The organism is Streptomyces sp. NBC_00461, assembly GCF_036013935.1.
In the GTDB taxonomy this organism is placed as follows: domain Bacteria; phylum Actinomycetota; class Actinomycetes; order Streptomycetales; family Streptomycetaceae; genus Streptomyces.
Window position 1 is genome coordinate 6,664,787 of record NZ_CP107902.1, and the last position, 25,957, is coordinate 6,690,743.

Sequence of the window (25,957 nt, forward strand, 5' to 3'; positions counted from 1 at the left end):
TGCTTGTTCGCGGTCGTTCATCGGCGTTGTCACGCAGTTAGACACTCACCCCGTGCCTCTGCATCACTTCTTACGGCGCTTGCTCGCCCTCTTCTTCTGTTCGGCTTGGCCACGCTTCGTCCAGTTGCCTTGGTGGCGGTAGCAGCGCGACGTGCCCTTCATCGTCTTGTTCTGACAACGTCTCCCGGCCGAAGTCGGCCAACCGCACTTCCCTTGCTTCCACTCGCCCACCGTCCACCCCCGGTAGTTCGGCTTCAAGGTCGGCACCCAGCGTGCGTCGCCGTTTAGCCATCGGGTAGGGCGCACGGCCGGCGCAGCAAGAGCGTCACGTGCACGCGAGTTGGTACAGGCAGCACCGTCGCACGTGCACTCTTTCCAACTGTGGTGGTGGGGTGCTGGGGTGTGTGCGGGGGCGTTCACCTGGGTTCATGTACGGCTAGCCACTCCCTGTCCATCGGCTCCCGGTCTCGCTTGAACGGCCGTGAACCGTGCTGAATGAGACGGAAATTGAGACGGCCGATGGAGCTGGACTCGGTAGCATCCGTGCCGCTGAGGAGGCGCCATGTCACTGGGCCGCAAGGGAGCGCGACGCATCGTCGTTGACGGCACGGACTACCGGTGGCGGCTGCGCCGTAGGCCGACCTATCTTCAGGCGCTGGTCTGGACACCGTGCACGTTCGCGGTCGAGCAGGCAGACGCCCGGGGGACGACACTCGTGGTCATCACCAACCACCCGCATCCGAGCAACTGGTTCGGGCGCAAGGCCAAGTCCGTACTGCCATCCGACGTCGCCCACGCCATCGAGCTTGCCCTTCGCGAGGGATGGACTCCAACGGAGCCTGGCTCCCCGTTCTACCTCGACCTGTCCGCCGGCTTCGCGCCCTTGCCCTGAGCAAGGCAAGGGGCACCTGAGCCTGGGAAGCTCAGGTGAGGCGCTGGTGGCCCCGCTGACCTTGGGTAAACGGCGCAGGCGCCTTCGCGGAGGTGGTGTTGCTCTCGGCACCTTTGCACTGGTTGATGTCCTGCTTCTGGAAAAGGTTCGGATGATCAGCTCCTGCTCAAGTGTCCGACGGCGGTGTTCACGAGCTTCTGCAGCCTTACGACTTGATGCTCGGCAGTGGGCACTCAACATGCCTTCAGGTGGCACAGTTGGAGTCTTTGAACTCGGGCTCATGCAAGGCCTGTTGCCTCTATCCTGGCTTCATGTTGGATGAGCTGGCGGTGATCTTGTCGGGCAGCGCCGTCGTGCCGGCCTTGGTCGCCACTTTGAGAGCATGGCTTAGCGCTAAGAACGCTCACTCGGTCACGCTTCGAGTGGGTGATCGTAAAGTGCTTGTCGATCTAGAAAAGCCCGAGGAAGCGGAGTTGTTTCTAAGGGAATTCTTGGATCGAGCTCCCGACAGCGAGGCCCGACGCGATGGCTGATCCTCAAGTTCCTGTCCAGCGAAAGAGGGCAGCGCGACGGGAAAGGCCCGCGCGGAAGGACACCATTAACTCGGGCCTTGGCGGAGTGGGAGGTGGTACGGGGGTTGTGGCGATCGCCAACAGCGTTGGCCTACATACCATGCTTGGGCAAACCTTGATTTATCTCGCTCCGGCGTTCTCTGTTGTGGCTGGCAGCTTCTTTTATATGCTGAAGAACCAAGCGGATTGGTATGCAGAGCGGTGGCAGATAAAGCGGGCTCGGAAGACTATTGAGAAGTCGCTGAAGTATCCGCACACCTCTGAGGAGCATAAGAGGAGGATTCGCGAAATGCTGGAGGAAATCGACGCAAGTGTTGCCGTATCGGAGCTGGACCGAATCAAGCTGCTAGGCAACAAATGACCATTCAGATACGCCGCGTGCGCTGCGCGAGTTTCTGAGGTTCTTGCTTCGGTGTGGCGTCAGAGCGGAGCCAAGCCAAGAGGAGGTCGGTCTCGCAGAGGCACCTACCGACCCAACTGCGCTCTCAGCTTGGGAAGCTGAGCGCTCTTGTGGCCGGTTCGCACGCTGACCTGCCTCGGATGGGTTCAACGCCTCGTGGGCGGGCCCGTTGATTCCCCGGTGTTCCCCGCGATTCCCCGTACGATCTGGCACGCGTCTGGCACGACCTCTTCGTCCCGAACTCTTGAGCTGGCCGTTGGAGGGCGCTGGCGGCCAGCTACGGCCGCTGTGGTTGCGGTACTTCGTGCTGTCCAGCAAAAGGGGTCGGGCGCGGTTGCGGAGCAGTAGGTTGTGGCCGGCGGGCGAGAATCGATCCGCCCGGCACACCGGACAGCCCTCCCGCGCCGACCGTTCTACACGGGCATGCGGCATGCGAGTGAACCACGCCAGGCCCGTCCACTGTGTGCTTGACTCCTGAAGCTCAGAGGTGATCTTTGAATTGGTAGGGCATCGCCAGATCAGATTGGGGATTGCGGGGTGGATAACGCCGCAGAAGAACTCGGAAGATTGCGCGAACAGCTTCAGCATGCGTTTGAACTCTTCAGTGCCGATGATGTTAAATCAGCTTCTGAAACGCTGGAGAGCGTAGTACGTCAAGCAGATGAGGTTATCGCTGTCCTTAGAGAAGCTGGGGCAACCGACGCAGTTACCCTTCCTTGGGACCTTGATAGGGCATTTGCTTTGATCTCTCGGGCATCCCTGGAATTCGGCGAGGGGAATGCGAGAGGTGTGGCCTCCTCGCTCAGGTCTGTTACTGAGGCTATCTCCCAAATCGACTTGGATGCAGTTGCGGATATGACCTTCGGCCGCTGCGTCCATAACCTGATTACGTCGGATGACAGTAGATGCCAAGCATCTCCGCCATGCTGAGCGATGTTTCTCAGCGGTTCCACGTTTCGTTTGGCTTCGACCTAATGGATGTGTGGCTGCTGTTCGCGTTGGCCATCGTCGTCGTTTGCCGACTTACGTGGCTGATTGCCTATTTTCGTAAGATGGGCAAGCACTCCTTTAAGGCCTTGCATGTTGAAGTGTTTCCACGTGCCGGGGAGACGGAGGAGAAAAAAGTCAAACGTAACGAAGACTTCTTCGCGGTTACTGTACGTCAGGAAAGCACGCTGCTAATCGTCGGCTCTATCGTGCTAGCGACATGGGCAGTATTGTTTACTACACTCAAATCAGCTCCAAGTAGAGATATTTCTTCACTCAGTAGAAATCTTCTTCTCGCCAGCTCCGTTACTTTTATGATTGCGCGGACATTTTTCCGTTCGGCGGGAAGAGAAATGTCTTTTATTGGCACAGAGGGGGCCACGGCCATTGGCTACAGTGCGTTCGCTCTAGCGCTTGCTTCGATTCTTGCAGATCTATTCAATATGGGCGGCGCTATCCTGGCGTTGATCATTGCGACCTGCCTTGTGGTCCGTGAGCTTATAGAGGTCAGGGAACTGGTTCGTTCCTATCAATAAGCCTCTAAGGCGCACCTTGGGCCGCGCTTTGTGCCCCACGCCGGCGATCCAGACCCTGCTGGTGACGAGTCACGTATGCCCGTGCCTTGTGCACGGTTGCTCTCGTCTACCGCCCAACGGCGAGGCCCCGTTCAACCTCACTCCCTGTTTGCGCGTGACTTGTCTCCAGCAAGGACAAAGTGTAGGTGCCAATAAGTATGGTTCCCGCACTTCCTGCGGCGGCATCTGCACACGTCGGGTGCATAATCGTGCTGGATCAGGTGATGTGCCCCGCAAGATTCAAACCTGCACACACGGCCCCGGAGGCTCCTTCGGGGCCTTGGCGCTACAAGACGTCACGGCGCTACACCCTGCACATGGCAGGCCCGGCGGGAGCTGAGGTACAAGCCAGGAACTCCGGTGGGAGGCAGCGCACGCCTCATGACACGGTGCTCGCCACGCGTGGACTATCTGTGGACGCGGGCAGTCGAACATCACGGATACTGCGGTGGGGTGGTTTTTCTGGCCGGGCAGCATCTGATCCGTGACTAAATTTGTCTTGCGAGATGGCGTTGAAGGTCAACATGTCTGAACTGGTAAACGGCGCCAACTTGTCGTAGGACGCCACGAACCTCATGAGCGTCTTGCAGAAATGCTGCCAATCGCCAAGGGGCTCTCCCCTCCACTGCTAGGAGTATACGGGCAGCTGTGTAAACCCCCCAAGCAGCATAACTGCATGCAAACATTGGGCCCACGGTGACGAGGATGGATATGAGCACCGGAGGTGCAAGTATGAAAAACGTGCCACGGTTCAGACTTGGGAAAGTCATAGCTGCGACGAGCAGCGAAATGTAGATTGACCACTGGAATGCAACCATCCTGAATGCGTGACGATCATTTCGGAGAGAAATGAATGGTCCTGTGGCTCGTTGCAAATCGGGTGCGACTTGATGCATTCCCATAGATATGACCGTGATAGCCACCCAGAGCAAGCCAGTGAACACCCCCAGGAACGGGGACCCGGTGCCAATCCCTGTTCCCCAGCCCATCACGACACCGGTGAGTATCGAGAGAACTGCCTTGTCTTTGCGTTGAGTGGGATTTCCGGCTGTCCAGCCGAGACGAGCGCTCGGGTTAGTCGTCAGCCTACCGCCAGCTGTAGTGAATCCAACAAAGAATCCAGCGAAAAGTCCGACCGTTAGGGAATTGAACAAGCTGGTCAACATCGCAGAAGTCAACGCTGCCGCTATTGCAGCCGGAAGTCCGAAGATGGCGGCCATCGCGATTCTGAGCTTAACGTTTGATGTCGCTGAATACAATTCCCACCATGCAATATCAATGGAGCCCGAGGCGTCGAACTCTTGATGCTTGGCAAGCTGAGTTAGCGTCTTGGTTGCCCTGGCTCCTGTCCATCGTGGCGGCCGTTGATTTCCTGGTCGATACACAGCAGGTATGAACGCTGAAAACAGGTGAGATTCGATGTCTGCCTGAGTTGGGAATCTGGATACATTCAGCAACTCGCTTGGGTGCGGAATGCCGCCTATGGGCTCACCGGCACGAGGGTTGTAGATGGCTCTAGCCAAGAATACAAAGAGAGGTCTACTGAGTGTTCGACCTAGGGGGCTAGCTTCGTTTATCTCTTGGAGGAGAGTTCCCCATCGATCGTTGCGAGACGCATTCGTGCCTCCAAAGCGGACCAGGTATTCGCGGACTCGCTGAAGGGTCAATGGGAGCAGCGTGATAACGGCTCCACCGTTCAACCCCTCTTCTCCTGTGCCACCTCCTGTTACGACTTGCCTATACTCGGCTGTGCGGCAGGAAATCACAATTGGCTGCCTGTATGAAATCTCCTCGTTAATAAGAGCCAAGGCTTTGGCGCGCAGTTGCTCCGGAAGCTCATCCAGGCCGTCAAGTACCGGGATAACCAGTCGGTTGTCCAATAGTTCTCGTGCCAGAATTTTTTCATCTACCCTGTTTTTGGAGCGCAATGAGAGAGCTTGATGGTCCTGAGATATTTTGCGAGTCATCCACGACAGAAAACCCTCCAGGTCTGGGTTCCATGACGCCAACGAGAACAACATAGGAACTGCTTCTCCGCTTTCTCGTCGAGCCAGTATCGAAAGGATGAGTCGAATCAATAGGACAGTTTTCCCAGCTCCTGGATCGCCGAGAATTATGAGACGTCGAGTAGGTGTGCGCTCCAGGAATACTTTGTCGATCTCGCTACCTTCACCGGCAAGATGACTCAATTCCTGTGCCCAGTGAGTGTGGTCACTGAATGGGCCTCCCGGCCAACTGTTGGCTACCTGCATGATGGAGGTCCAAGAGCTGGATATTTCACCTTCCGCGGCTGTCCACGCTACGGGAAGTGGATAAGGGTCGTTCAGACGCCTTAGCTGAGATTCACGCTCCCACTGCTGGCCGACGGCCTGTGCTAGCTGATCAGCTCGCTCACCGAGCGGTGTGTTGACTGCGTCATCGCCATTCTCTTTTCCCAGCCCGGTAAGAAGCAATGCAGGAAGGCCCAGCAAACCCATGACCAGGCCCACGGTGTCGGCAAGGTCGCCAGCCCTGTTCAGGCCGTCTCGGAGGTACCAGGCCACTCCAGCAATGACGGACGTTCCGTACATGATCCAGAACCACTTGCCGATCCGGCGCCTCATGGGCGTTCCTTATCTCCGACCTGGTGCTTCTCACGTGAGAAAGCAGTGCCCTACTTTCCCACGTAAGCAACATAGTTGGGGGTCTTGCATGCCCAATGGCACCTGTTGAAGGAGCGGGTCCTCTCGCGGCGGGGTCCTGTTGGCACTCAGGTTGGCGTAGCGGCTTTGGGGTGGCGCTGCTTTGGCGCGAGTGATCATGGCCCCGTAAGCTTCCGGCGCGTCGGGCAGTCTGTGGACCTGCCCGGTAAGGCACGACGTTGGGGCCATGATCTTCGAGGCTCGCGCCAAAGTGGCTCCGTAAAGCCGCGTAGCCGACCGCCCCAGCCACGACGTAGCTCTTTCTGGGCATCAGGTGGCTGAACGCTTTGAGCGCGGCGCGGGCGTCGGCTGGGCTGGAGCGGGGCGGAGACAGGAGCGCAGGCCCGGCCGGGGGCCGGGCCGCGCGCGGTGAGCGGAGCGAGCCGTCTTGATGACGTGGAGAAAGTCTGAGCCAACTGAGGTTCGGCTACAGCCTGAATGACAGTTCCAGATCGTCGCCGGGAAGGTGGAACTCCTCCAGGGCCAGCGGCTTGTCCCTCTCCGCGAGCGTCACGCGGATGACGTGCAGGAGCGGGACGCCTTCGGGAAGGCGGAGGGTCTGGGCCTGGTCCGGTAGAGGCATGCGGGTACGGACGTACTCCGTGAAGTGGAGTACGTGATCCAACGCGGCGAGCGCCACGTAGAGATCCGGTGCCGGCGGCGGTGCCTCTTCCTCGTACTTCGTGCCGACCAAAACAGAGAACGGCACGTGCGTGCGGTGGAGTTGGCGGAGGCGGCCGTGGTCGGCGGTCTGCAACGCGTCGTACGTGAACATCGGCTCGCCTGGTGGGATGCGGAGGAGGTCCGCCAATTCCAAGGGGGCGTCCGTGCGAGTGGATACCGGTGGCTCGGCGTTCGTCCACTGGATGCCGTCGGCCTCCATGTACCGGCCGTCGGGGGCCAGACGTACGCCGCGCGGGCGCGTGAGGCTTGGGCGGCTCTGGGGTGAGCGGGCGAATGTGCCTCGGCCCATGATCGCCTCTACTAGGCCGGATGCCCGTAGCTCCGTGAGGCCCTGACGGACTGTGGGACGCGTCACGCCGAACTGCTTTGCCAACGCCTCCTCGGAGGGGAGCGGTTGGCCGGCGGGGAAGGTGCCGTTCAGGATGCCTTCGCGCAGGTAGTCGGCGATCTGCCGATACTTCGGCTGCGTGTTCTTCGGCGGCATGCAAGCCCTCCACGGCCGTGATCAATACGTTCGATGTTCCATGAGTGGAAGCACCTTCCACGCGTGGAACACCATCCCTCATCACAAGACGGTTGACAACCCGTACTACGGGTCGCCACTCTGGACCCGGCGCCCGTACTACGGGTGGTCTAGCAGCCCGAAGGATCAGCCTTCGGGTGCCAGAGATGAGGAGTTCAGATCAGTGGCAAGCCTTCCGATCGACACCGCGAAGTTCACGGGGATCATCTGTGCCGTACCCCCGGCTCCGCGGATTGCGAATCGTGAGACCGGTCAGCTTCGTGTTGACCGTGACACCGGCAAGACCGTGTACCAGGTCGGTCTCTGCCTGATGGCTGGGTCATCGGCGGACGTGGTGAACGTGAGCGTCGCCGGTGAGCCGGCCGGTGTGCAGCTCGGTATGCCCGTGGCCGTACGGGACCTGGTCGCCACGCCGTGGGAGAACGACGGGCGGCACGGGGTTGCATTCCGTGCGGCGGAGATCCGGCCCCTGAGCGCTCCGGCGGGGAAGGGGGCCGGGCAGTGATGACCCTGGCCTCCTCCACCTCCTCGGCCGGGACGGTCTGGCCGAGTTGGGTTCTGGTGGTGGCCGCAGTGCTGGTGTCGGGTCTGCTTCTCGCAGGCCCGGCCCTGCGCCGCCGCTACCCCGTGGCCTGGTGGCTGTTACTCGGCTTCCCGGTCCTGGTCGTCCGGGTGATGCGCACCTGGCGGCCGTTGATGGCCGGGTGCGGACTCGCCGTGAGTCGTCGGCCGGCGCTGACCGTGGTGTCAGGGCTCGTCGGCAACGGGGCACCTCCGCCTCAGCCGCGCGTTCCCCGGTACGGGCTCATACGCCCGACCGGCGGCGGGTTCTGGCTACTGGTACGGCTGTTGCCGGGGCAGGTGCCCGAGGACTTCGTCAAGGCGGCGCCCGCCATGGCGGAGGACTGGCAGGTCCACGGGGTGCGAGTTACCTCCTGGAGGCCGGGAGTCGTACGGATCGCCGCCTCGGTGGCCGATCCCCTGGCCACTCCTCGGCTGCCGAAACAGCGCGGGCCCAGTCAGCTGCTCCGGGTCGCTGTGGGCGTGCTGGAGACCGGTGTTGCCTGGGTCATCGACCTGCGCCGCGTGCCGCACTGGCTCATCGTCGGTGCCACTCGGTCCGGCAAGTCGACGTTGATCAACGCACTGGTAGCGGGCCTGGCTCCGCAACCGGTCGCGCTGGTCGGCATCGACTGCAAGGGCGGCATGGAACTGTCGCTCTACGAGCCGCGATTGTCGGCGCTGGCGACCAACCGCGAGCAAGCGGTTCGGCTCCTGGCGGCGCTCGTCGACCTGACGCTCGACCGCATGACCGTCTGCCGGGCGGCCCGGGTACGCAACATCTGGGGTCTGTCGGAAAAGGAACGCCCGGTCCCCGTCGTCGTGATCGTCGACGAGATCGCGGAACTGTTCCTCGTCGCGAGCCGCAACGAGAAAGACGAAGCGCATGCCGCCGGTACGGCGTTGATCCGGCTCGCCCAACTCGGCGCGGCGCTCGGGGTGTTCCTCGTTGTGGCCGGCCAGCGGGTGGGTTCCGACCTGGGGCCAGGCGTCACGGCACTGCGGGCCCAGCTCGGAGGGCGCGTGTGCCACCGCGTGGCCGATCCCGGTACAGCGGAAATGGCACTCGGAGACCTCAATCCCGACGCGCTCAAGGCTGCCCAAGCCATCACGCCGGAACAGGCCGGTACGGCCGTGCTGGCCTCCGGCGACGGCTGGGAACGTGCCCGCTCACACCTGATCACCGAGGCAGACGCGGAAGTCATCGCGGCCGAGTACGAGTACCTCGCGCCGGTCCTACCCGAGTTGCTCACCGAGGCCAAGTGAGAGGGGGCTGTCGTGTTGGTTTCCATGTCGGCCGTACTGCTGCTCGGCCTGTGCATCTGGTTCCTGCTGCGCATCCGCTACCTGCGTTGGGCGGACACGCTGCTCTGCGGAACCTTCGGCTTCCTGGTGGCAAAGACCGTGGCCGCGCCAGTGGTTCAGGCAGTCCTCGTCGCCGTCAGCGGGTTCCTCGGCCAACTCCGCTTCTGAAGCGACCTCACCCGATGTCCGAACAAGAGAGGTGGGCGAGCCATGCCCAAGTACGAAATCCGCTCCGGCGAGCGGGCTGCGTTCATCGCCGGCCTGCGGGAGCTGGCGGACTTCCTCACCGCGAACCCCAGTGTCCTCGTCCCGCGCAACGCGTCGTTCGGTGTCTTCGTCGACGCAGCCGACCCCACCGCTCGCAGGGAGGGCGCGGAACACGTCGCCACCCCGCTCGGCGCCTCGGTGGAGGACCTCGGCGAGGGCTACTACGCCGCACGCCGTGCCTTCGGACCGATTGCGTTCAACGTCGTCGCGATCCCGCCCAAGGAACAGCGGTGATCGCCCGTATGACGGGCTCCCGACGGGGCGCGAAGTCGCCAAACCCGACCCCGTCAGGAACCCACTCCATCCGCCACATGAGCAGTGAAAGGAGTACTCACACTTTGTCCACCGCGCATCGTTCGCGCAAATCCCCTCTGCCGGAGTGCGAACTCAGGGTCGTCGACTCCGAGGTGTCGACCTGCGACGGACGGGAACAGATCGTCCTCGTCGGGCTCGACGGTTTGGAGCGGCACCTGTGCCCGGCACACGCCGCAGCACTCTGGCTCACAGACCCGACACTCCGGTTCAGCGCCAAGACCCGTACGGAAGCAATCGCTGCCGTGATGTCGCAGGCGTTCGGAGGCGGTGGTCGGCAATGACCGCACCTCTGCCGAAGAGCGTTGCTGCCCTGCTCAACAGGGCAACAGAGCCGGAGTTCGCAGCCTGGCGGCGCAACATTGTCAGCCTCGCCGGCTGCACCAACCCGATCCACCTGGTCGGCGGGGCAACCGTCGTCGACACGACCACGGGCGAGGCCCTGTTCTCGTACGCGTCGGACGTCTACGGCGGTCGACTCCTGACCGCATGCGGCAATCGGCGCGCGACGGTCTGCCCGTCCTGCTCCCGCCTCTACCGTGCCGACACCTATCAACTGATCCGGGCCGGGCTGGTCGGCGGCAAGAACGTCAGGGAGTCGGTGAGCGGGCACCCTCGGGTGTTCGCCACCCTCACGGCCCCCGGTTTCGGCCCAGTTCACACCCGTCGTGAGCGTGCGGGGCATGTACGGGGATGCCGTCCCCGGAGGGCGGGGGAGTACTGCCCGCATGGCCTGCCCATCGGATGCCATGAGCGGCATGCGGAGGGTGAGCCTCGCCTCGGCGAGCCCCTGTGCCCGCGCTGCTATGACTACGCCGGAGCTGTCCTCTGGCAGGCGTACGCCGGTCAGCTCTGGCACCGGTTCGCGCTGGAGCTGCGCCGCGAGGTCGCACGGCGGGCCGGACTGTCCCGTACCGAATTCGGCGACGTGGCCCGGTTGTCGTACGCCAAGGTGGCCGAGTACCAGCGGCGGGGCCTGGTCCACTTCCATGCCGTGATCCGTGTCGACGGTCCGGAGGGACCGGCCTCCGCTCCGCCCGGTTGGGCGACGACGGCTCTCCTGACGGATGCGGTACATGCAGTCGTCGGCAGGGTGGGGCTCATCGCTCCTGGCGCGGATGTCGTAGGCACTCGCGTGCTGCGCTTCGGCGATCAGGTCGACGTGCGACCCATTGCGGCGTTCGGAGCGGGGGAGCGGCTGACCTCCGCGGCCGTCGCGGGATACATCGCGAAGTACGCGACCAAGGGGGCCGAGTCCGCCGGCGCGGTCGACGGTCGGATTCACCAGGCGCGGGAAATGGTCATGTTGCCAGTACGGGCTCACGTTCTCCGCATGATCAGTACGTGCTGGTGGCTCGGCGGCTTGCCTCCCTTCGAACCTCTCGGGCTACGGCATTGGGCCCACATGCTCGGCTACGGCGGCCACTTCTCCACCAAGTCACGGCGCTACTCGACGACTCTGACTGCGCTCCGTGAGGCCCGTGCCGAACACCGTGCGGAGGAGCAGCGGACCGCTCTCGGCATCAGCGGGCGGTCAACCATCACCGTCGGCGAGTGGCGCTATGCAGGGCGCGGCTACTCGCTGGAGGGGGCGCTCCTGGCTGCTTCCGTGCGGGAGGGCGGTGTTTCTGATGGCGCGTGAGAAGGCAAGCGAACTGCTCACCGTGCGGCAGGTGCTCGAAGAGCTGGGCGGGATTTCCCGGCGGACCTTCTACCGCTGGCGGGAACTGCGCATCGCGCCGGCGTGCATCCGTCTGCCGAATGGTGAGTTACGGGTTCGTCGTGACGTGCTCAACGACTGGTTGGCGGAGCGAGCGGAGGGGGCCGCGTCGTGAAGTCGTACAAGGTCGTCATCTGGAAGCTGAGTATCAACCGCTCCGCGAAGAAACCGACGTACCTCGTCCGCTGGTCCGTGGACGGCGAGCCGTTCCACGAGTCGCACAAGACAAAGGCGCTTGCGGATCGCTTCCGGGCCAAGCTCCTCCGAGCCGCTGACAAGGGCGAACCGTTCGACACAGTCACCGGTCTGCCCGACTCGCTCCGCGGAGGGAAGGCGGCGCTGTCGTTCCTCGACCTGGCGCGGAAGTACGTGGACGCGCGTTGGGCAGAAGCGTCAGCGAAGCAACGGGACAGCATGACTGACGCTCTGGCCACGGTCATTCCCCTCCTCGTCAAGCCGGGGAGGGGGCGGCCCGCTCCCGAGGTGCTGCGACGGGCGCTGCGCTCGTACGTCCTGCCGGTTCCCCGTCGAGAGCGGGAGCGGCCCGAGGAGATCGCGGCGGCCGTGCGGTGGATCGAAAGGGCCTCACTCCCCGTGGGGGAGTTGCAGGAGATCGCCCGAGTGCATGAGCTGATCGACGGGTTGGGCCGGAAGCTGGACGGCAAGCTTGCGGCGACCCAGACGTACCGTCGGCGCAGGGCGGTGGTCTTCAACGCCCTCGAATACGCTGTCGAGTTGGAGCACCTGCCGTCCAACCCGCTGAGCCGGGTGCGCCGTAATCGGGGCAAGCGAGCGGTGCAGGAGGTCGACCGCCGGGTGGTGGTCAATCCTCGTCAGGCTCGGGAACTGCTGATCGCCCTCACCTACGTCGGTGGCTACGACCGTGCGAGCGGTCGGCGGCTCAGGGCGTTCTTCGGGTGCCTGTACTACGCGGCCATGCGGCCGGGTGAGGCGCTCGGTCTCCGCCGCTCCGACTGCACACTTCCGGCGTCCGGCTGGGGCCGGATCGAACTGACGGAGACCCGTCCCACGGCCGGGAAAGCGTGGACGGACTCCGGGGAGGCACACGACCGACGCGGCCTGAAGCAACGGGCCCGCGGCGAAGTGCGCATCGTGCCGATTCCGCCTCCGCTGGTGCGGCTGCTCCGCGAGCACCTGAACGAGTTCGGTACGGCGAAGGACGGCCGGCTGTTCTCCAGCGAGCGGGGCAACGTGATTGCGGCCTCGTCGTACTCACGAGCGTGGAAGCAGGCTCGGGAACTGGCGCTCGTACCGCATCAGGTGTCGTCGGTCCTGGCCTTCCGGCCGTACGACCTCCGGCACGCGGGTGTCTCGCAGTGGCTCAACTCCGGTGTACCCGCCCCGGATGTGGCATTCCGTGCCGGTCACTCGGTGGACGTACTGCTGAAGATCTACGCGAAGTGCATCGACGGCCAGGAGCAGGAGATGAACGACCGGATCCTGAAAGGGCTGGGAGAGGAGGGCGAGACCGAATAGACGGGGGCTCGCCGGACCACGATCACGAGCCCCGGAGGAATCCGGGGCTCAGTCGTATGAGCACGACCAGAGATTCAGTCGAACTCCGGTGGAGCGACGAAGCGGGCCGCTGCTCCGTCGTACCAACTCCACTGCCATCGGTGGTCGAAGCCGTTGGCCGGCGTCCCCGAGGTGACGAAGGCTCCGCCCTCCGGCGCGACGGGTACCACTCTGCGCTTCCCCGCCTGGGAGGTCTCGATATTCAGCGACCAGGAGCACTGCACGCTGTTGGCACGGCCTGTGATGAGGAGCGATTGTGTTTCTCCGGGCGAGAGGTTGATGACATGGTCGTCGAAGTAGGGTCGGCTACCCGTGCGGACCAGACGCTCGGTTGACCCTTCGTAGGTAGCGCTCCATGCCGCGGGTTGGTCCTCGTCGAGCAGAAAGTCCAGAACCAAGGCCTCTGCTGCGCCCGCTGGGGGGTACCTGACCCAAGCGGCGCTGAAGGGAGCGCCTTCTTGCGTCTTACGAACCGTGATGTTGGTGATGGTGAGTGGTTGCTCTGAGCGGTTCTCGACAAGGATCTTCGTATTGGTGGTTTTGAAGTCGGCGGCACCTTGGTTACGGAGCAGCCAGTACATGGGCCAGTAGGTGCGCTTGTCCTCAGGCACGTGTGACGGCAGGGACTCGGACGTCGGAAGGGCGAGCTGCCAAGCCTTGGGAACGATGATCTCTCCTGTCACCGCTAGAGGGTCCCCACGCTTCAGCCAGCGCCTGATGAACACAACGAGCCCGATGAGCGCTGCAACCACCAAGGGCGCGATGAAGTTCTCGATCACGTAGGGCTCCTTGCCGGTTCGACTCTGACGTTCGACTATTCCACCGGGAAGCGTGATCTGACCTGGCGAAAGACACTCCAAGATCATTACGTCGTCATTACGTGATCACTGACAAACGGCTGCTTTCAGCGGCGTCCGCCTGCACACACGCGAAGACCCCGTCTTCAGCTAAAGCGCTGATGGCGGGGTCTTTAGGCACCAAATGCAAGGTGCCCCCGGCAGGATTCGAACCTGCGCACACGGCTCCGGAGGCCGTTGCTCTATCCCCTGAGCTACGGGGGCGTGACCGCTGCGCTGTGTGCGCGGCGACGGGTAGAACCCTACCAGCTGATCCAGGGTGTTCATGAACGGGTTTTCCGACGTCGATTGGGGCGTCACCCCTCGCTGCATCACCGGCCGACGCCTTGCTGTTGGCCGCCGATCGCCCCCAGCCGTTGCTCCCACCGCTGCCGCCCGTCGCCCGCCGTGGCTCCCTCTGGCGCTCGCCCATCCCCTTACCTGCCACCCCCACCCATGTCCGCCCATGGACCCTGTTACCGCTCCCCACGCAACCCGCCCCCCGCAACCCACACCCCCCGGCGACCCCCACCACAAGCCCGCCCGCCCCCCACCCAGGACGCACCCCGCCCCTCCCAGGTTGGAAGTAGGGAAAACCCGGACGCGGTGGCCGGTCTCGACCTACTCTCGAGTTGTGCCAGGCGCGTCGGGTCGGGTGCTTGTTGTGGACGACAACAAGGTCATCCGGCAGCTGATCAGGGTCAATCTCGAGCTGGAGGGTTTCGAGGTGGTGACCGCGGCTGACGGTGCCGAGTGTCTGGATGTCGTTCATCAGGTGCGGCCCGATGTCATCACCCTCGATGTCGTCATGCCCCGGTTGGACGGGCTCCGGACCGCGGGCCGCCTGCGGACCGATCCACGGACCCGCGACCTTCCCCTCGCCATCGTCAGCGCCTGCACCTCGTACGAGGTCGAGACCGGGCTGGACGTCGGCGTCGACGCCTTCCTCGCCAAGCCCTTCGAACCTGCCGAACTCGTACGCCTCGTGCGGGAGTTGGTCGAGCGGGCGAGGAGCGGGCGGGGCCGGGGTGAGGGTGGTGAGTCCGGGCTCGGGAGTGTTCTCGGCGTGGGGGAGGCCGAGCGGGCCGGGCACGCCGGCGGCTGACAGGCACCCGTGCCCTGCCCCGCCGTGCCGTGTCTGACGTCCTCCCTGCCGGTTGAGTGCGCCTCCGTCGTCGGCCGGGTACGCCCCGTCCATATCCCGGACCTTCGCCCAAACCGGCTCGCATACCCACCCCCCTCCTCCCATACGCTTGTCCCGTGACCCCCGGCGAGCTCTCCCGTACCGTGCTGTGCGCGGTGCGTCGTGCTGTCGACGAGGGGGAGCTGAGCGTGGCCGTGCCGCGACGGGCCGTTGTCGCGCCGCCCGGGCCGGGTGGCTGTGGCGACTACGCCACCAACATCGCCCTCCAGCTCGCGCGGCCGGCCGGGCTGCCGCCTCTGCGTGTCGCCGAGATCCTGCAACAGCACCTCGTCCGGACGGACGGTGTCGCCGGCGTCGTCGTCACCGGGCCGGGGTTCATCAACTTCAGCCTGCAAGGGGCAGCGGGTTCCGCCGCAGTCGCTCTTACCCGCGAGATCCTCCGTGCGGGCGCGGCATACGGTCACGGCGACGCCCTCGCCGGGCAGGTCATCGACGTGCGTATCCCGTACGACGTCCGAGCCGAAGTCGTCGCCGACGCCCTCGTGCGCATCGTCGGATCCCAGGGCGGCCGCGTCGAGGTCGCCCACGGAGAGCCCGTGAACCTGCGGCCCGTCCCGGCGCCCGACGACCCCGCCCTACTCGGCCCCGATGCCGCCCGCTGGGCGCTCCTGCACCCCGCCGCCCACGACCGGCCCCGTATCACCGCCGATCACCTGGTCCAGCGCGAGAGCAACCCGCTCTTCCGCGTCCGTTACGCCCACGCCCGTACCCGGGCCCTCAGCCGTAACGCCGCCGAGCTGGGCTTCACCCCCGAGCCCGGTCACGTAGAAGTAGAAGTAGAAGCCGCAGCAGTAGCAGGCCCGCAGGGCGACGACACCAGCCGGCTTCTCGCCGTCCTCGCCGACCACCCCCGTGTCCTCGCCCGTGCGGCAGCACACCGCACGCCCGACAGTCTGGCCCGGCATCTCGTCACCGTCGCCGATGCCGTCCTCGCTGTCATGCCCACCGTGCTTCCGCGCGGCGACGAGAAACCCTCGGCCGCCCACCGTGCCCGGCTCGCGCTTGCCGAAGCCGCCGGGGCGGTGCTGGCCGGTGGCCTGTCCCTGCTCGGCATCGACGCACCCCAACACCTCTGAAAGACGACTGAAGATGAGCCGTTCCGCACACCCCGCCGGGCCCCGTCACGCCGACGTCCTCCCCGAGGGTCATTACTCCGCCCCGCCCACCGATCTCAACGACCTCGATCCGAAGGTGTGGGCCCAGACCGTCAGCCGGGACACGGACGGTGTCGTCACCGTCGGCGGCATCGACGTCAAGCGGATCGCCGAGGAGTTCGGCACGCCCGCCTACGTCCTCGACGAGGCCGACTTCCGGGCCCGGGCGCGGGCCTGGCGCAGTGCCTTCGGGGCCGACGCCGACGTCTTCTACGCCGGCAAGGCGTTCCTGTCGCGTGCCGTCGTGCGCTGGCTGCACGAGGAAGGGCTCAATCTGGACGTGTGCTCCGGGGGCGAGCTGGCCACCGCCCTCTCGGCCGGCATGCCCGCCGACCGCATCGCCTTCCACGGCAACAACAAGTCGGCGGAGGAGATCCGGCGGGCCGTCGAGGCCGGTGTCGGGCGGATCGTGCTCGATTCCTTCCAGGAGATCGTCCGGGTCGCGCACATCGCGAAGGAACTCGGCAGGCGGCAGCGTGTGCAGATCCGTATCACCGTCGGGGTGGAGGCGCACACGCACGAGTTCATCGCCACCGCCCACGAGGACCAGAAGTTCGGCATTCCGCTGGCCGGCGGGCAGGCTGCGGAAGCGGTCCGCCGTGCGCTCCAGCTCGACGGGCTCGAACTGATCGGGATCCACAGCCACATCGGGTCGCAGATCTTCGACATGTCCGGGTTCGAGGTCGCAGCGCACCGGGTGGTCGGGCTGCTGAAGGACATCCGTGACGAGCACGGTGTCGAGCTGCCGGAGATCGACCTCGGGGGCGGGCTCGGGATCGCGTACACGAGCGACGACGACCCCCGTGAGCCGCACGAGATCGCCAAGGCGCTGACCGAGATCGTCACGCGGGAGTGCGAGGGCGCCAGGCTGCGCACTCCTCGTATCTCCGTCGAGCCGGGGCGGGCCATCGTCGGACCGACCGCCTTCACGCTGTACGAGGTGGGCACGATCAAGCCGCTCGACGGGCTGCGCACGTACGTCTCCGTCGACGGTGGCATGTCGGACAACATCCGTACCGCGCTGTACGACGCCGAGTACAGCGTCGCTCTCGTCTCGCGCACCACCGACGCCGAGCCGATGCTCGCCCGCGTCGTCGGCAAGCACTGCGAGAGCGGCGACATCGTGGTGAAGGACGCGTTCCTGCCCTCCGACCTGGCACCGGGTGACCTCATCGCGGTGCCGGCCACGGGCGCGTACTGCCGGTCCATGGCCAGCAACTACAACCACGTGCTCAGGCCGCCCGTCGTCGCCGTGAACGACGGCGAGGCCCGTGTCATCGTCCGCCGCGAGACGGAGGAGGACCTCCTGCGCCTCGACGTCGGGTGAGTCAGCCCCAGGAATAGCGGCAGGAAGAGCGGGTGGAAGATCTCCTGTCTTCCGCCCCCGTACAAATGAAATCGATGTCTCACGATCCGGACATGGGATAGAAAGTCCCGTCCGGTGAGTGAGACTGGTCGAACCGTAGACGGTATGAGGAAACGAGGTCGGATGATGCGTACGCGTCCGCTGAAGGTGGCGCTGCTGGGCTGTGGGGTTGTCGGCTCAGAGGTGGCGCGCATCATGACGACGCACGCCGACGACCTCGCCGCCAGGATCGGTGCGCCCGTGGAACTCGCGGGTGTGGCCGTACGGCGGCCCTCCAAGGTCCGTGAGGGCATCGACCCCTCCCTCGTCACCACCGACGCCACCGCGCTCGTCAAACGCGGCGACATCGATGTGGTGGTCGAGGTCATCGGGGGGATCGAGCCCGCCCGCTCCCTCATCACCACCGCCTTCGCGCACGGCGCCTCCGTCGTCTCCGCCAACAAGGCGCTGCTCGCCCAGGACGGCGCCGCGCTGCACGCCGCCGCCGAGGAGCACGACAAGGACCTCTACTACGAGGCCGCCGTGGCCGGTGCCATCCCGCTGATCCGCCCGCTGCGCGAGTCCCTCGCCGGCGACAAGGTCAACCGCGTGCTCGGCATCGTGAACGGCACGACCAACTTCATCCTCGACAAGATGGACAGCACGGGAGCCGGGTACCAGGAGGCGCTCGACGAGGCCACCGCCCTGGGATACGCGGAAGCCGACCCCACCGCCGACGTCGAGGGCTTCGACGCCGCCGCCAAGGCCGCCATCCTCGCCGGCATCGCCTTCCACTCGCGGGTGCGCCTCGACGACGTCTACCGCGAGGGGATGACGGAGGTCACCGCCTCGGACTTCGCCTCCGCCAAGAACATGGGCTGCACCATCAAGCTGCTCGCCATCTGCGAGCGGGCCCAGGACGGCGGATCGGTCACCGCGCGCGTGCACCCCGCCATGATTCCGCTGAGCCACCCCCTCGCCTCCGTGCGCGGCGCGTACAACGCCGTGTTCGTCGAGTCCGACGCGAGTGGGCAGCTCATGTTCTACGGGCCCGGTGCCGGCGGTGCGCCCACCGCGTCCGCCGTGCTCGGCGACCTCGTCGCCGTCTGCCGCAACCGACTCAGTGGGGCAACGGGGCCCGGCGAGTCGGCGTATGCCGCGCTGCCCGTGTCGGGCATGGGTGAGGTCGTCACCCGCTACCACATCAGCCTCGACGTCGCGGACAAACCGGGTGTTCTCGCCCAGGTCGCCACCGTGTTCGCGGAGCACGGTGTGTCGATCGATACGGTTCGGCAGCAGGGCAACAACGGCGAGGCCTCCCTGGTCGTCGTCACCCACCGCGCGTCCGACGCCGCTCTGAGCGGGACCGTCGAGGCGCTGCGCAAGCTCGACACCGTGCGGGGTGTCGCCAGCATCATGCGGGTTGAAGGAGAGTAACCAGCAATGACCCACCAGTGGCGCGGAATCATCGAGGAGTACCGGGACCGGCTGCCCGTCTCCGACACCACGCCGGTCGTGACGCTCCGCGAGGGCGGCACGCCCCTCGTGCCCGCGCAGGTGCTCTCCGAGCGCACGGGCTGCGAGGTCCACCTGAAGGTGGAGGGCGCGAACCCCACCGGGTCCTTCAAGGACCGCGGCATGACCATGGCCATCACCCGGGCCAAGGAGGAGGGCGCGAAGGCCGTGATCTGCGCCTCCACCGGCAACACGTCGGCCAGCGCCGCCGCCTACGCCGTCCGCGCCGGCATGGTGTCGGCCGTTCTCGTCCCGCAGGGCAAGATCGCGCTCGGCAAGATGGGCCAGGCCCTCGTGCACGGCGCCAAGATCCTCCAGGTCGACGGCAACTTCGACGACTGCCTCACCCTCGCCCGCGCGCTGAGCGACAACTACCCCGTGGCGCTGGTGAATTCGGTCAACCCCGTGCGCATCGAAGGCCAGAAGACGGCCTCCTTCGAGATCGTCGACATGCTCGGTGACGCGCCCGACATCCACGTCCTCCCGGTCGGCAACGCGGGCAACATCACCGCGTACTGGAAGGGCTACAAGGAGTACGCCGCCGACGGCATCGCCACGCACACCCCCCGCATGTGGGGCTTCCAGGCCTCCGGCAGCGCCCCGATCGTGCGCGGCGAGATCGTCAAGGACCCGTCGACCATCGCCACCGCGATCCGCATCGGCAACCCCGCCTCCTGGCAGTTCGCACTGGACGCGCGGGACGAGTCCGGCGGCTTCATCGACGAGGTGACGGACCGTGAAATCCTGCGCGCCTACCGGCTGTTGGCCGCGCAGGAGGGCGTATTCGTCGAGCCGGCGTCCGCCGCGTCCGTGGCCGGACTGCTGAAGGCCGCCGAGCAGGGCAAGGTCGACCCGGGCCAGCGGATCGTGTGCACGGTCACCGGTAACGGCCTGAAGGACCCCGACTGGGCCGTCGCCGGCGCCCCGCAGCCGGTCACCGTCCCGGTCGACGCGGTGACGGCGGCCGAGCGCCTCGGTCTGGCCTGACCGGGAACTCCCTTCAAGGGGTGCACAGGGGGCTTACGGCGCGCATCGTGCGCCTCCTGTGCGCCCTATGTCGCCACGGAAGCTTCCTTCGATAGGCTGTACTGAACCCGCCCGCCGCATATGCCTCCGCACATGGAGCATGTGGACGGCGCCGCGCCGTCATTGCGGCCTGAGGGTCCTGGTACGTACCCGATGCCGTATCGAATGTCTTCGACCATCACGCAGCTCAAGGAGAGTCATCGAGAGATGGCCGGTCCCGCCTTCCGCGCCGCCGCCGTAAGGGTGCGCGTCCCCGCCACCAGCGCCAACCTCGGCCCGGGCTTCGACGCCTTCGGCCTGTCGCTGGGACTCTACGACGACGTCGTGGTCCGGGTGGCCGACACCGGGCTGCTCATCGACATCGCGGGTGAGGGCAGCGAAACCCTGCCCCGTGACGAGAAGCACCTCCTCGTACGGTCCCTGCGCACCGCCTTCGACCTGCTCGGCGGGCAGCCGCGCGGCCTGGAGATCGTGTGCGCCAACCGCATTCCGCACGGGCGCGGCCTGGGCTCCTCCTCGGCCGCCATCTGCGCCGGCATCGTCGCCGCGCGCGCCGTGACCATAGGCGGGGAGTCGAAGCTCGACGACACGGCCCTGCTGGAGCTCGCGACCGAGATCGAGGGTCACCCCGACAACGTGGCGGCCTGTCTGCTCGGCGGTTTCACCCTCTCCTGGATGGAGGCGGGCGCCGCGCGTGCGATCAGGATGGACGCCGCCGATTCCATCGTTCCGGTGGTTTTCGTGCCCGGAAGGCCGGTCCTGACGGAGACCGCGCGCGGCCTGCTCCCGCGCACCGTGCCGCACGTCGACGCCGCCACCAACGCGGGCCGTGCGGCCCTGCTCGTCGAGGCCCTGACCAGGCGTCCCGAGCTGCTGCTGCCCGCCACCGAGGACCGTCTCCACCAGGAGTACCGCGCGCCCGCGATGCCGGAGAGCGCCGCGCTGGTGGAGCGGCTGCGGGCCGACGGAGTCCCGGCGGTCATCTCCGGAGCGGGACCCACCGTGCTGGCGTTGGCCGACGCCGACAGCGCCGACAAGGTCGCCCATCTGGCAGGCGAAGGGTGGGCCGCCAACCGGCTCGAACTCGACGCCCAGGGAGCGAGTGTGCTGCCGCTCGCAGCCTCCAGTGACATGTAAAAACCGGCGGTTGCCGGATTTCGAGAGGGGGAATGTTTGTTGGATCCGGTAGTGTTAATCTCAAGTCTGCACCCGACCCCACCATGGCGAGGTGCTTCGTGTCCCCGTCCGGGACAGACATTCTTCCGGGAGCCTCCCAAGCCGCACTGTGTTCCGTACGACGTACGCGGGCAGTACCTCGTACGCGGGCACTGAGCGACTTGCCGGGCACGCTCCGGAACAGGTGCGACCAGGCCACGTGACACCGACACTCGGTGCCGCGGTCACGGCTTTGGGAAGCGCCGTCCCAGAAATTGCCTCCGCCACCTTTGGCGGACCACCGCCCCGGCACGGTCCACACAGCAAGGACCGCAGCCGGAAGCACAACCGGTCGCCGAGCCAGACAGGCCGACGTCCGCTCCAGGGAAGGACCCTTCGTGAGCGACACCACCGATCTGATGGGCGCACGTGTCGAGGAGACCGCTGCCGCGCCCGCCACGGACGCCTCCGCGCCTGCCACCGGTGCAGGCTCCCGGCGGCGCCGCGGTACCGGCCTCGACGGCATGGTGCTGGCAGAGCTGCAGCAGGTCGCATCCGGCCTCGGTATCAGGGGCACCGCGCGCATGCGCAAGAGCCAGCTGATCGAGGTCATCAAGGAGGCGCAGGCGGGAGGCGGTGCCGCGGCCCCCAAGGCCGAGGACGCCGCCGAGACCAAGCCCAAGCGCCGCGCCACCTCCAAGGCTCGTACGGGCGATGACGCAGCGCCCGCCGCCGCGAAGAAGGCCGCCGCCCCGGCCGAGAAGGCCGTGGCCCAGCAGCAGATCGAGATCCCCGGCCAGCCGGCCGGCGGCCCCTCCCGCGCGAGCGAGGCCGAGCGTGCGGGAGACGACGCGCCTGCGGAGCGCCGTCGTCGTCGCGCCACCTCGGAGGCCGGCGCCCCGGCGTCGAGCACCGAGACCATCGCCGCCGAGGCGAAGAGCGAGCCCAAGGCCGAGAACCCGGCCCAGAGCCAGCCGCAGGGCGACGCCGGTGACGGCGACGGCCGCCAGGGCCGCCGTGACCGCCGGGACCGCGACCGCGGGGGCCGTGGTGACCGCGACCGCCGCGGCAACAAGGGCGACGAGCAGCAGGGCGGCCAGGGCGGTGGCCAGCAGCGCCAGGACCGTCAGGACCGCGGGGACCGGCAGCAGCAGGGCGGCGCGCGCCAGGACCGTCAGGACCGCCAGCAGCGCGACAACGGCCCGCAGGACGACGACGACTTCGATGGCGGCCGCCGCGGCCGTCGGGGCCGTTACCGGGACCGTCGTGGCCGTCGTGGCCGTGACGAGATCGGCGGCGCCGAGCCGCAGCTCGCCGACGACGACGTCCTGATCCCCGTCGCGGGCATTCTCGACATCCTCGACAACTACGCTTTCATCCGCACGTCGGGCTACCTGCCGGGCCCCAACGACGTGTACGTCTCCCTCGCCCAGGTCCGCAAGAACGGCCTGCGCAAGGGCGACCACGTCACCGGTGCCGTGCGCCAGCCCAAGGACGGCGAGCGCCGCGAGAAGTTCAACGCGCTGGTCCGCCTCGACTCGGCGAACGGGATGGCGGCCGAATCCGGGCGCGGCCGCCCGGAGTTCAACAAGCTGACGCCGCTGTACCCGCAGGACCGCCTCCGTCTGGAGACGGACCCGGGCGTCCTCACCACCCGCATCATCGACCTCGTCGCGCCGATCGGTAAGGGCCAGCGCGGTCTGATCGTGGCCCCGCCGAAGACCGGCAAGACCATGATCATGCAGGCGATCGCCAACGCGATCACGCACAACAACCCCGAGTGCCACCTGATGGTCGTCCTGGTCGACGAGCGTCCGGAAGAGGTCACCGACATGCAGCGGTCGGTCAAGGGCGAGGTCATCTCCTCGACCTTCGACCGCCCGGCCGAGGACCACACGACGGTCGCCGAGCTGGCCATCGAGCGCGCCAAGCGCCTGGTGGAACTGGGTCACGACGTCGTCGTGCTGCTCGACTCGATCACGCGTCTGGGCCGTGCGTACAACCTCGCCGCCCCGGCCTCCGGCCGCATCCTGTCCGGTGGTGTCGACTCGACCGCCCTGTACCCGCCGAAGCGCTTCTTCGGTGCCGCGCGCAACATCGAGGACGGTGGCTCGCTCACCATCCTGGCGACGGCCCTTGTCGACACCGGGTCCCGCATGGACGAGGTGATCTTCGAGGAGTTCAAGGGCACGGGCAACGCCGAGCTCAAGCTCGACCGGAAGCTCGCCGACAAGCGCATCTTCCCGGCGGTGGACGTCGACGCGTCCGGTACCCGTAAGGAAGAGATCCTGCTCGGCAGTGACGAGCTCGCCATCACCTGGAAGCTGCGGAGGGTGCTGCACGCGCTCGACCAGCAGCAGGCGATCGAGCTGCTGCTGGACAAGATGAAGCAGACGAAGTCGAACGCCGAGTTCCTGCTCCAGATCCAGAAGACGACGCCGATGCCCGGTAACGGTGACTAGTCGCCGTTTGAGGTAGCTGTTGTCTGTCGGCTGCGAGTTTGTCGTGGTTGATCGCGCCCACGTGGCGGAGCCGCCTATTGATACGGCCCCGCACCCCTTAAGAGCCTGCCCTCCGTCACTTGCGTGACGGAGGGCAGGCTTTTTGCGCTGATAGGAACGGGCGTCTTCTCGCGCCCCTTTCACATCCTGTCTCCCTGGGGGGAACTCCTTGCGCACGCCCTTGGCCGGTAGCGGTCGTCGTAGACGCCGGATTCGTATGGCACTGCCCATTGCCGCGGCAGGACTGGCCGCCGCTGTCGCCGGTGCGTTGCCGGCCTCGTCCGCGGGTGCCGCCACCGGCGTGCCGACGCCGACCGTCAAGCCCGCCACCAGCACCGTCTCGACCACCGTGCTGCAGAAGCGCATCGCCGGCGCGCTCGTCACCGACGGCACCGCGGGGCAGGCGACGCCGAAGTCGTCCTTCAGCGCGAGCACGACCGGCTCCTCCGTGAGCCCGTACGTCATCGGCGGCACCGACACCGCCGTCACCTCGGCGCCCTGGATGGCGCAGCTCTGGTACTACGACGACCAGGGCACCGCCGACGAGAGCGACGACCTCGGCTTCTTCTGCGGCGGCACCGTCGTCTCGCCGACGAAGATCCTCACCGCCGCGCACTGCGTCAGGGACGAGAACGGCAAGAGCTACGACTGGAAGGCCTACGGCGCCGTCCTGACCGGCACCTCGCAGCTGCCGACCACCGACAGCTACGGCAGCACCGACCTGCACGGCGGCACCGTGTCGCTGCCGCTCAGACAGTGGAACCACCCGTCGTACAGCGCGACGACCATCAACAACGACATCGCCGTCCTCACCCTGGCCTCCCCGGTCACGGCGACGCCGCTGCGCATGACGACGTCCGGCGACACCACCTCGTACGCCGGCGGCACCAGCGCCAGGCTCTACGGCTGGGGGCGCACCGGCTCCACCAGCCAGGACATCTCCGAGACGCTGAAGTCGACCACGCTGACCATCCACGCCGACAGCACCTGCTCGGGCGTCTACGGCAGCGGGTACGTCAAGGGCCACATGATCTGCGCCGGCTCGCAGAGCGGCAGCGACATCGGCACCAAGGCGGCCTGCAACGGAGACTCCGGCGGGCCCCTGGTCGTGAACAACCGGATCGTCGGCGTCGTCTCGTGGGGCGTCGCGAACTGTGTGAAGAAGGGCTACTACAGCGTCTTCTCGAAGGTCAGCAGCTACGTCGGCGCCGCCTACGCGAACGTCGACGACACCGACCTCAGTCACACGGACGGCAAGGCCGACCTGTTCGTGCGCAGCTCCTCCACCAAGGAGGCGTTCGAGAAGGACTCCAAGGGCACGTCGCTTGCGGCACGGGTCTCCCTGGGGTCGTACGACGGTGTCGACCTCGTCCTGCAGACCGACCTGAACCGGGACGGCTACCAGGACATGGTGGTGCGCCAGAGTGCCGGCGGCGACGTCTACTGGCTGCACTACGTGCCGTCCGGTGGGACCTGGGCCAAGACGAAGATCTTCACCGACTGGAAGACCCGCACCCGCATCGTCGCCCCGGGCGACATCACCGGCGACTACCTTCCGGACCTGCTGTCGGTCGACTCCGGCGGCACCCTGTGGATCTACCCCGGCAAGGGCAACGGCACCTTCGCCTCCCGGGTGAAGGTCGGCACCGGCTGGAACCAGTACAACTCCCTGCGCGGCAAGGGGGACTTCACCGGCGACGGCAAGACCGACCTGCTCGCCCGCAAGAGCAGCAACGGGGACCTGTACCTGTACAAGGGCACCGGCAAGTCCGGCACGGGCGCCTTCTCTGCCCGCGTCAAGGTGCGCAGCGCCTGGACCGGCTACAACGCCTTCGACGCGGTCGGCGACGTCAGCGGCGACGGCAGGGCCGACTTCCTGGCCCGTACGCCCTCAGGGACCCTCTATCTGTACAAGGGCACCGGTAAGGCCACAACGGAGATCTTTGCCACAAGGGTCTCGGTCGGTACCGGTTTCCAGCAGTACGACCTCTTCGGCTGAAACAGCAGGTGAGCGAGTTACGCCCGCCAACTTTCGTGACGCTCTGTGCCCAACCTTCCACGGGTTGGGCACGGTGCGTTGTGCAACCCTTTCTCGAGTTCCTCCGTCTGACCGTACGGAGCGACGATGGTTCGGTACGACGCGTACGACGTGGATCCGGTACTGACAGGCCTGTCCCTGAAAGCAGGGGGTAACCGACCGTAACGA

General features: G+C 66.2%; 22 protein-coding genes and 1 tRNA gene. 19 read left to right on the forward strand and 4 right to left on the reverse strand.

The genetic code is table 11. The features are described from left to right. Positions 1-562: 562 nt before the first annotated feature. The 4 genes from OG870_RS31305 to OG870_RS31320 all read left to right on the forward strand — a co-directional run bounded on the left by OG870_RS31305 (position 563) and on the right by OG870_RS31320 (position 3,387). On the forward strand, positions 563-892 hold the full coding sequence (locus tag OG870_RS31305) for a hypothetical protein (RefSeq protein WP_327691734.1): 330 nt from the start codon (positions 563-565) through the stop codon (positions 890-892). A 311-nt stretch (positions 893-1,203) separates the two neighbouring features. Continuing rightward, complete coding sequence (locus OG870_RS31310; protein WP_327691735.1) at positions 1,204-1,425, forward strand: effector-associated constant component EACC1; 222 nt, start codon at positions 1,204-1,206, stop codon at positions 1,423-1,425. 106 nt (positions 1,426-1,531) lie between these two features. Beyond that, entirely contained in the window at positions 1,532-1,825 is a 294-nt protein-coding gene (locus OG870_RS31315; RefSeq protein WP_327691736.1) for a hypothetical protein, read from the forward strand. A 944-nt stretch (positions 1,826-2,769) separates the two neighbouring features. Next, positions 2,770-3,387: a hypothetical protein gene (locus tag OG870_RS31320; protein WP_327691737.1), complete on the forward strand. Its 618-nt coding sequence runs from the start codon at positions 2,770-2,772 to the stop codon at positions 3,385-3,387. 527 nt (positions 3,388-3,914) lie between these two features. Here the strand turns inward: OG870_RS31320 and OG870_RS31325 are convergent. Further along, positions 3,915-6,029: an NACHT domain-containing protein gene (locus tag OG870_RS31325; protein ID WP_327691738.1), complete on the reverse strand. Its 2,115-nt coding sequence runs from the start codon at positions 6,027-6,029 to the stop codon at positions 3,915-3,917. A gap of 505 nt (positions 6,030-6,534) precedes the next feature. Continuing rightward, complete coding sequence (locus tag OG870_RS31330) at positions 6,535-7,275, reverse strand: GntR family transcriptional regulator (RefSeq protein ID WP_327691739.1); 741 nt, start codon at positions 7,273-7,275, stop codon at positions 6,535-6,537. Between the two features lie 202 nt (positions 7,276-7,477). Between OG870_RS31330 and OG870_RS31335 the strand changes: the two genes are divergently transcribed. The 7 genes from OG870_RS31335 (at position 7,478) to OG870_RS31365 (ending at position 12,976) form a co-directional block, all read left to right on the forward strand. Then, positions 7,478-7,819 (forward strand): SCO3933 family regulatory protein, encoded by a 342-nt coding sequence (locus OG870_RS31335; RefSeq protein ID WP_327691740.1) that lies wholly within the window; start codon positions 7,478-7,480, stop codon positions 7,817-7,819. Then, positions 7,819-9,141 (forward strand): FtsK/SpoIIIE domain-containing protein, encoded by a 1,323-nt coding sequence (locus tag OG870_RS31340; RefSeq protein ID WP_327691741.1) that lies wholly within the window; start codon positions 7,819-7,821, stop codon positions 9,139-9,141. The genes OG870_RS31335 and OG870_RS31340 overlap by 1 nt, the downstream gene beginning before the upstream one ends. 12 nt (positions 9,142-9,153) lie before the next feature. Then, complete coding sequence (locus OG870_RS31345) at positions 9,154-9,348, forward strand: hypothetical protein (RefSeq protein ID WP_266926353.1); 195 nt, start codon at positions 9,154-9,156, stop codon at positions 9,346-9,348. 42 nt (positions 9,349-9,390) lie between these two features. Continuing rightward, on the forward strand, positions 9,391-9,681 hold the full coding sequence (locus OG870_RS31350) for a hypothetical protein (protein ID WP_327691742.1): 291 nt from the start codon (positions 9,391-9,393) through the stop codon (positions 9,679-9,681). 358 nt (positions 9,682-10,039) lie between these two features. Continuing rightward, positions 10,040-11,401, forward strand: coding sequence for a replication initiator (locus tag OG870_RS31355; RefSeq protein WP_327691743.1), 1,362 nt, complete (start codon positions 10,040-10,042; stop codon positions 11,399-11,401). Then, positions 11,391-11,594 carry a helix-turn-helix transcriptional regulator gene (locus OG870_RS31360; protein WP_327691744.1) on the forward strand — a complete coding sequence of 68 codons (204 nt, stop codon included), beginning with the start codon at positions 11,391-11,393 and terminating at the stop codon, positions 11,592-11,594. The genes OG870_RS31355 and OG870_RS31360 overlap by 11 nt, the downstream gene beginning before the upstream one ends. Continuing rightward, positions 11,591-12,976: a tyrosine-type recombinase/integrase gene (locus tag OG870_RS31365; RefSeq protein WP_327691745.1), complete on the forward strand. Its 1,386-nt coding sequence runs from the start codon at positions 11,591-11,593 to the stop codon at positions 12,974-12,976. The genes OG870_RS31360 and OG870_RS31365 overlap by 4 nt, the downstream gene beginning before the upstream one ends. Before the next feature lie 74 nt (positions 12,977-13,050). On the opposite strand, the gene OG870_RS31370 is transcribed toward OG870_RS31365, so the two are convergent. Then, complete coding sequence (locus OG870_RS31370) at positions 13,051-13,794, reverse strand: hypothetical protein (RefSeq protein WP_327691746.1); 744 nt, start codon at positions 13,792-13,794, stop codon at positions 13,051-13,053. Positions 13,795-14,004: 210 nt separating this feature from the next. Then, positions 14,005-14,076: transfer RNA gene (locus tag OG870_RS31375), tRNA-Arg, on the reverse strand. A 430-nt stretch (positions 14,077-14,506) separates the two neighbouring features. Here OG870_RS31375 and OG870_RS31380 point away from each other — a divergent pair. From OG870_RS31380 to OG870_RS31415, 8 genes are all read left to right on the forward strand, one after another. Continuing rightward, complete coding sequence (locus OG870_RS31380; protein ID WP_405624823.1) at positions 14,507-14,956, forward strand: response regulator; 450 nt, start codon at positions 14,507-14,509, stop codon at positions 14,954-14,956. Between the two features lie 155 nt (positions 14,957-15,111). Then, positions 15,112-16,131, forward strand: coding sequence for an ArgS-related anticodon-binding protein NrtL (gene nrtL / locus OG870_RS31385; protein ID WP_327691747.1), 1,020 nt, complete (start codon positions 15,112-15,114; stop codon positions 16,129-16,131). Positions 16,132-16,144: 13 nt separating this feature from the next. Continuing rightward, positions 16,145-17,536, forward strand: coding sequence for a diaminopimelate decarboxylase (lysA, locus tag OG870_RS31390; protein WP_266926365.1), 1,392 nt, complete (start codon positions 16,145-16,147; stop codon positions 17,534-17,536). Positions 17,537-17,698: 162 nt separating this feature from the next. Beyond that, a complete protein-coding gene (locus tag OG870_RS31395) occupies positions 17,699-18,991 on the forward strand; it encodes a homoserine dehydrogenase (RefSeq protein WP_266521582.1) in 1,293 nt (430 codons plus the stop codon). A 6-nt stretch (positions 18,992-18,997) separates the two neighbouring features. Further along, a complete protein-coding gene (thrC, locus tag OG870_RS31400) occupies positions 18,998-20,056 on the forward strand; it encodes a threonine synthase (protein WP_266521584.1) in 1,059 nt (352 codons plus the stop codon). Between the two features lie 246 nt (positions 20,057-20,302). After that, the gene (gene thrB / locus OG870_RS31405) at positions 20,303-21,232 is read left to right on the forward strand and encodes a homoserine kinase (RefSeq protein ID WP_266521586.1); all 930 of its coding nucleotides are present in this window, start codon (positions 20,303-20,305) and stop codon (positions 21,230-21,232) included. A 416-nt stretch (positions 21,233-21,648) separates the two neighbouring features. After that, positions 21,649-23,712, forward strand: coding sequence for a transcription termination factor Rho (gene rho / locus OG870_RS31410; protein WP_266521589.1), 2,064 nt, complete (start codon positions 21,649-21,651; stop codon positions 23,710-23,712). Between the two features lie 256 nt (positions 23,713-23,968). Beyond that, positions 23,969-25,750, forward strand: a complete 1,782-nt coding sequence (locus tag OG870_RS31415; protein ID WP_327691748.1) for a trypsin-like serine protease — start codon at positions 23,969-23,971, stop codon at positions 25,748-25,750. The last annotated feature ends 207 nt before the right edge of the window (positions 25,751-25,957 follow it).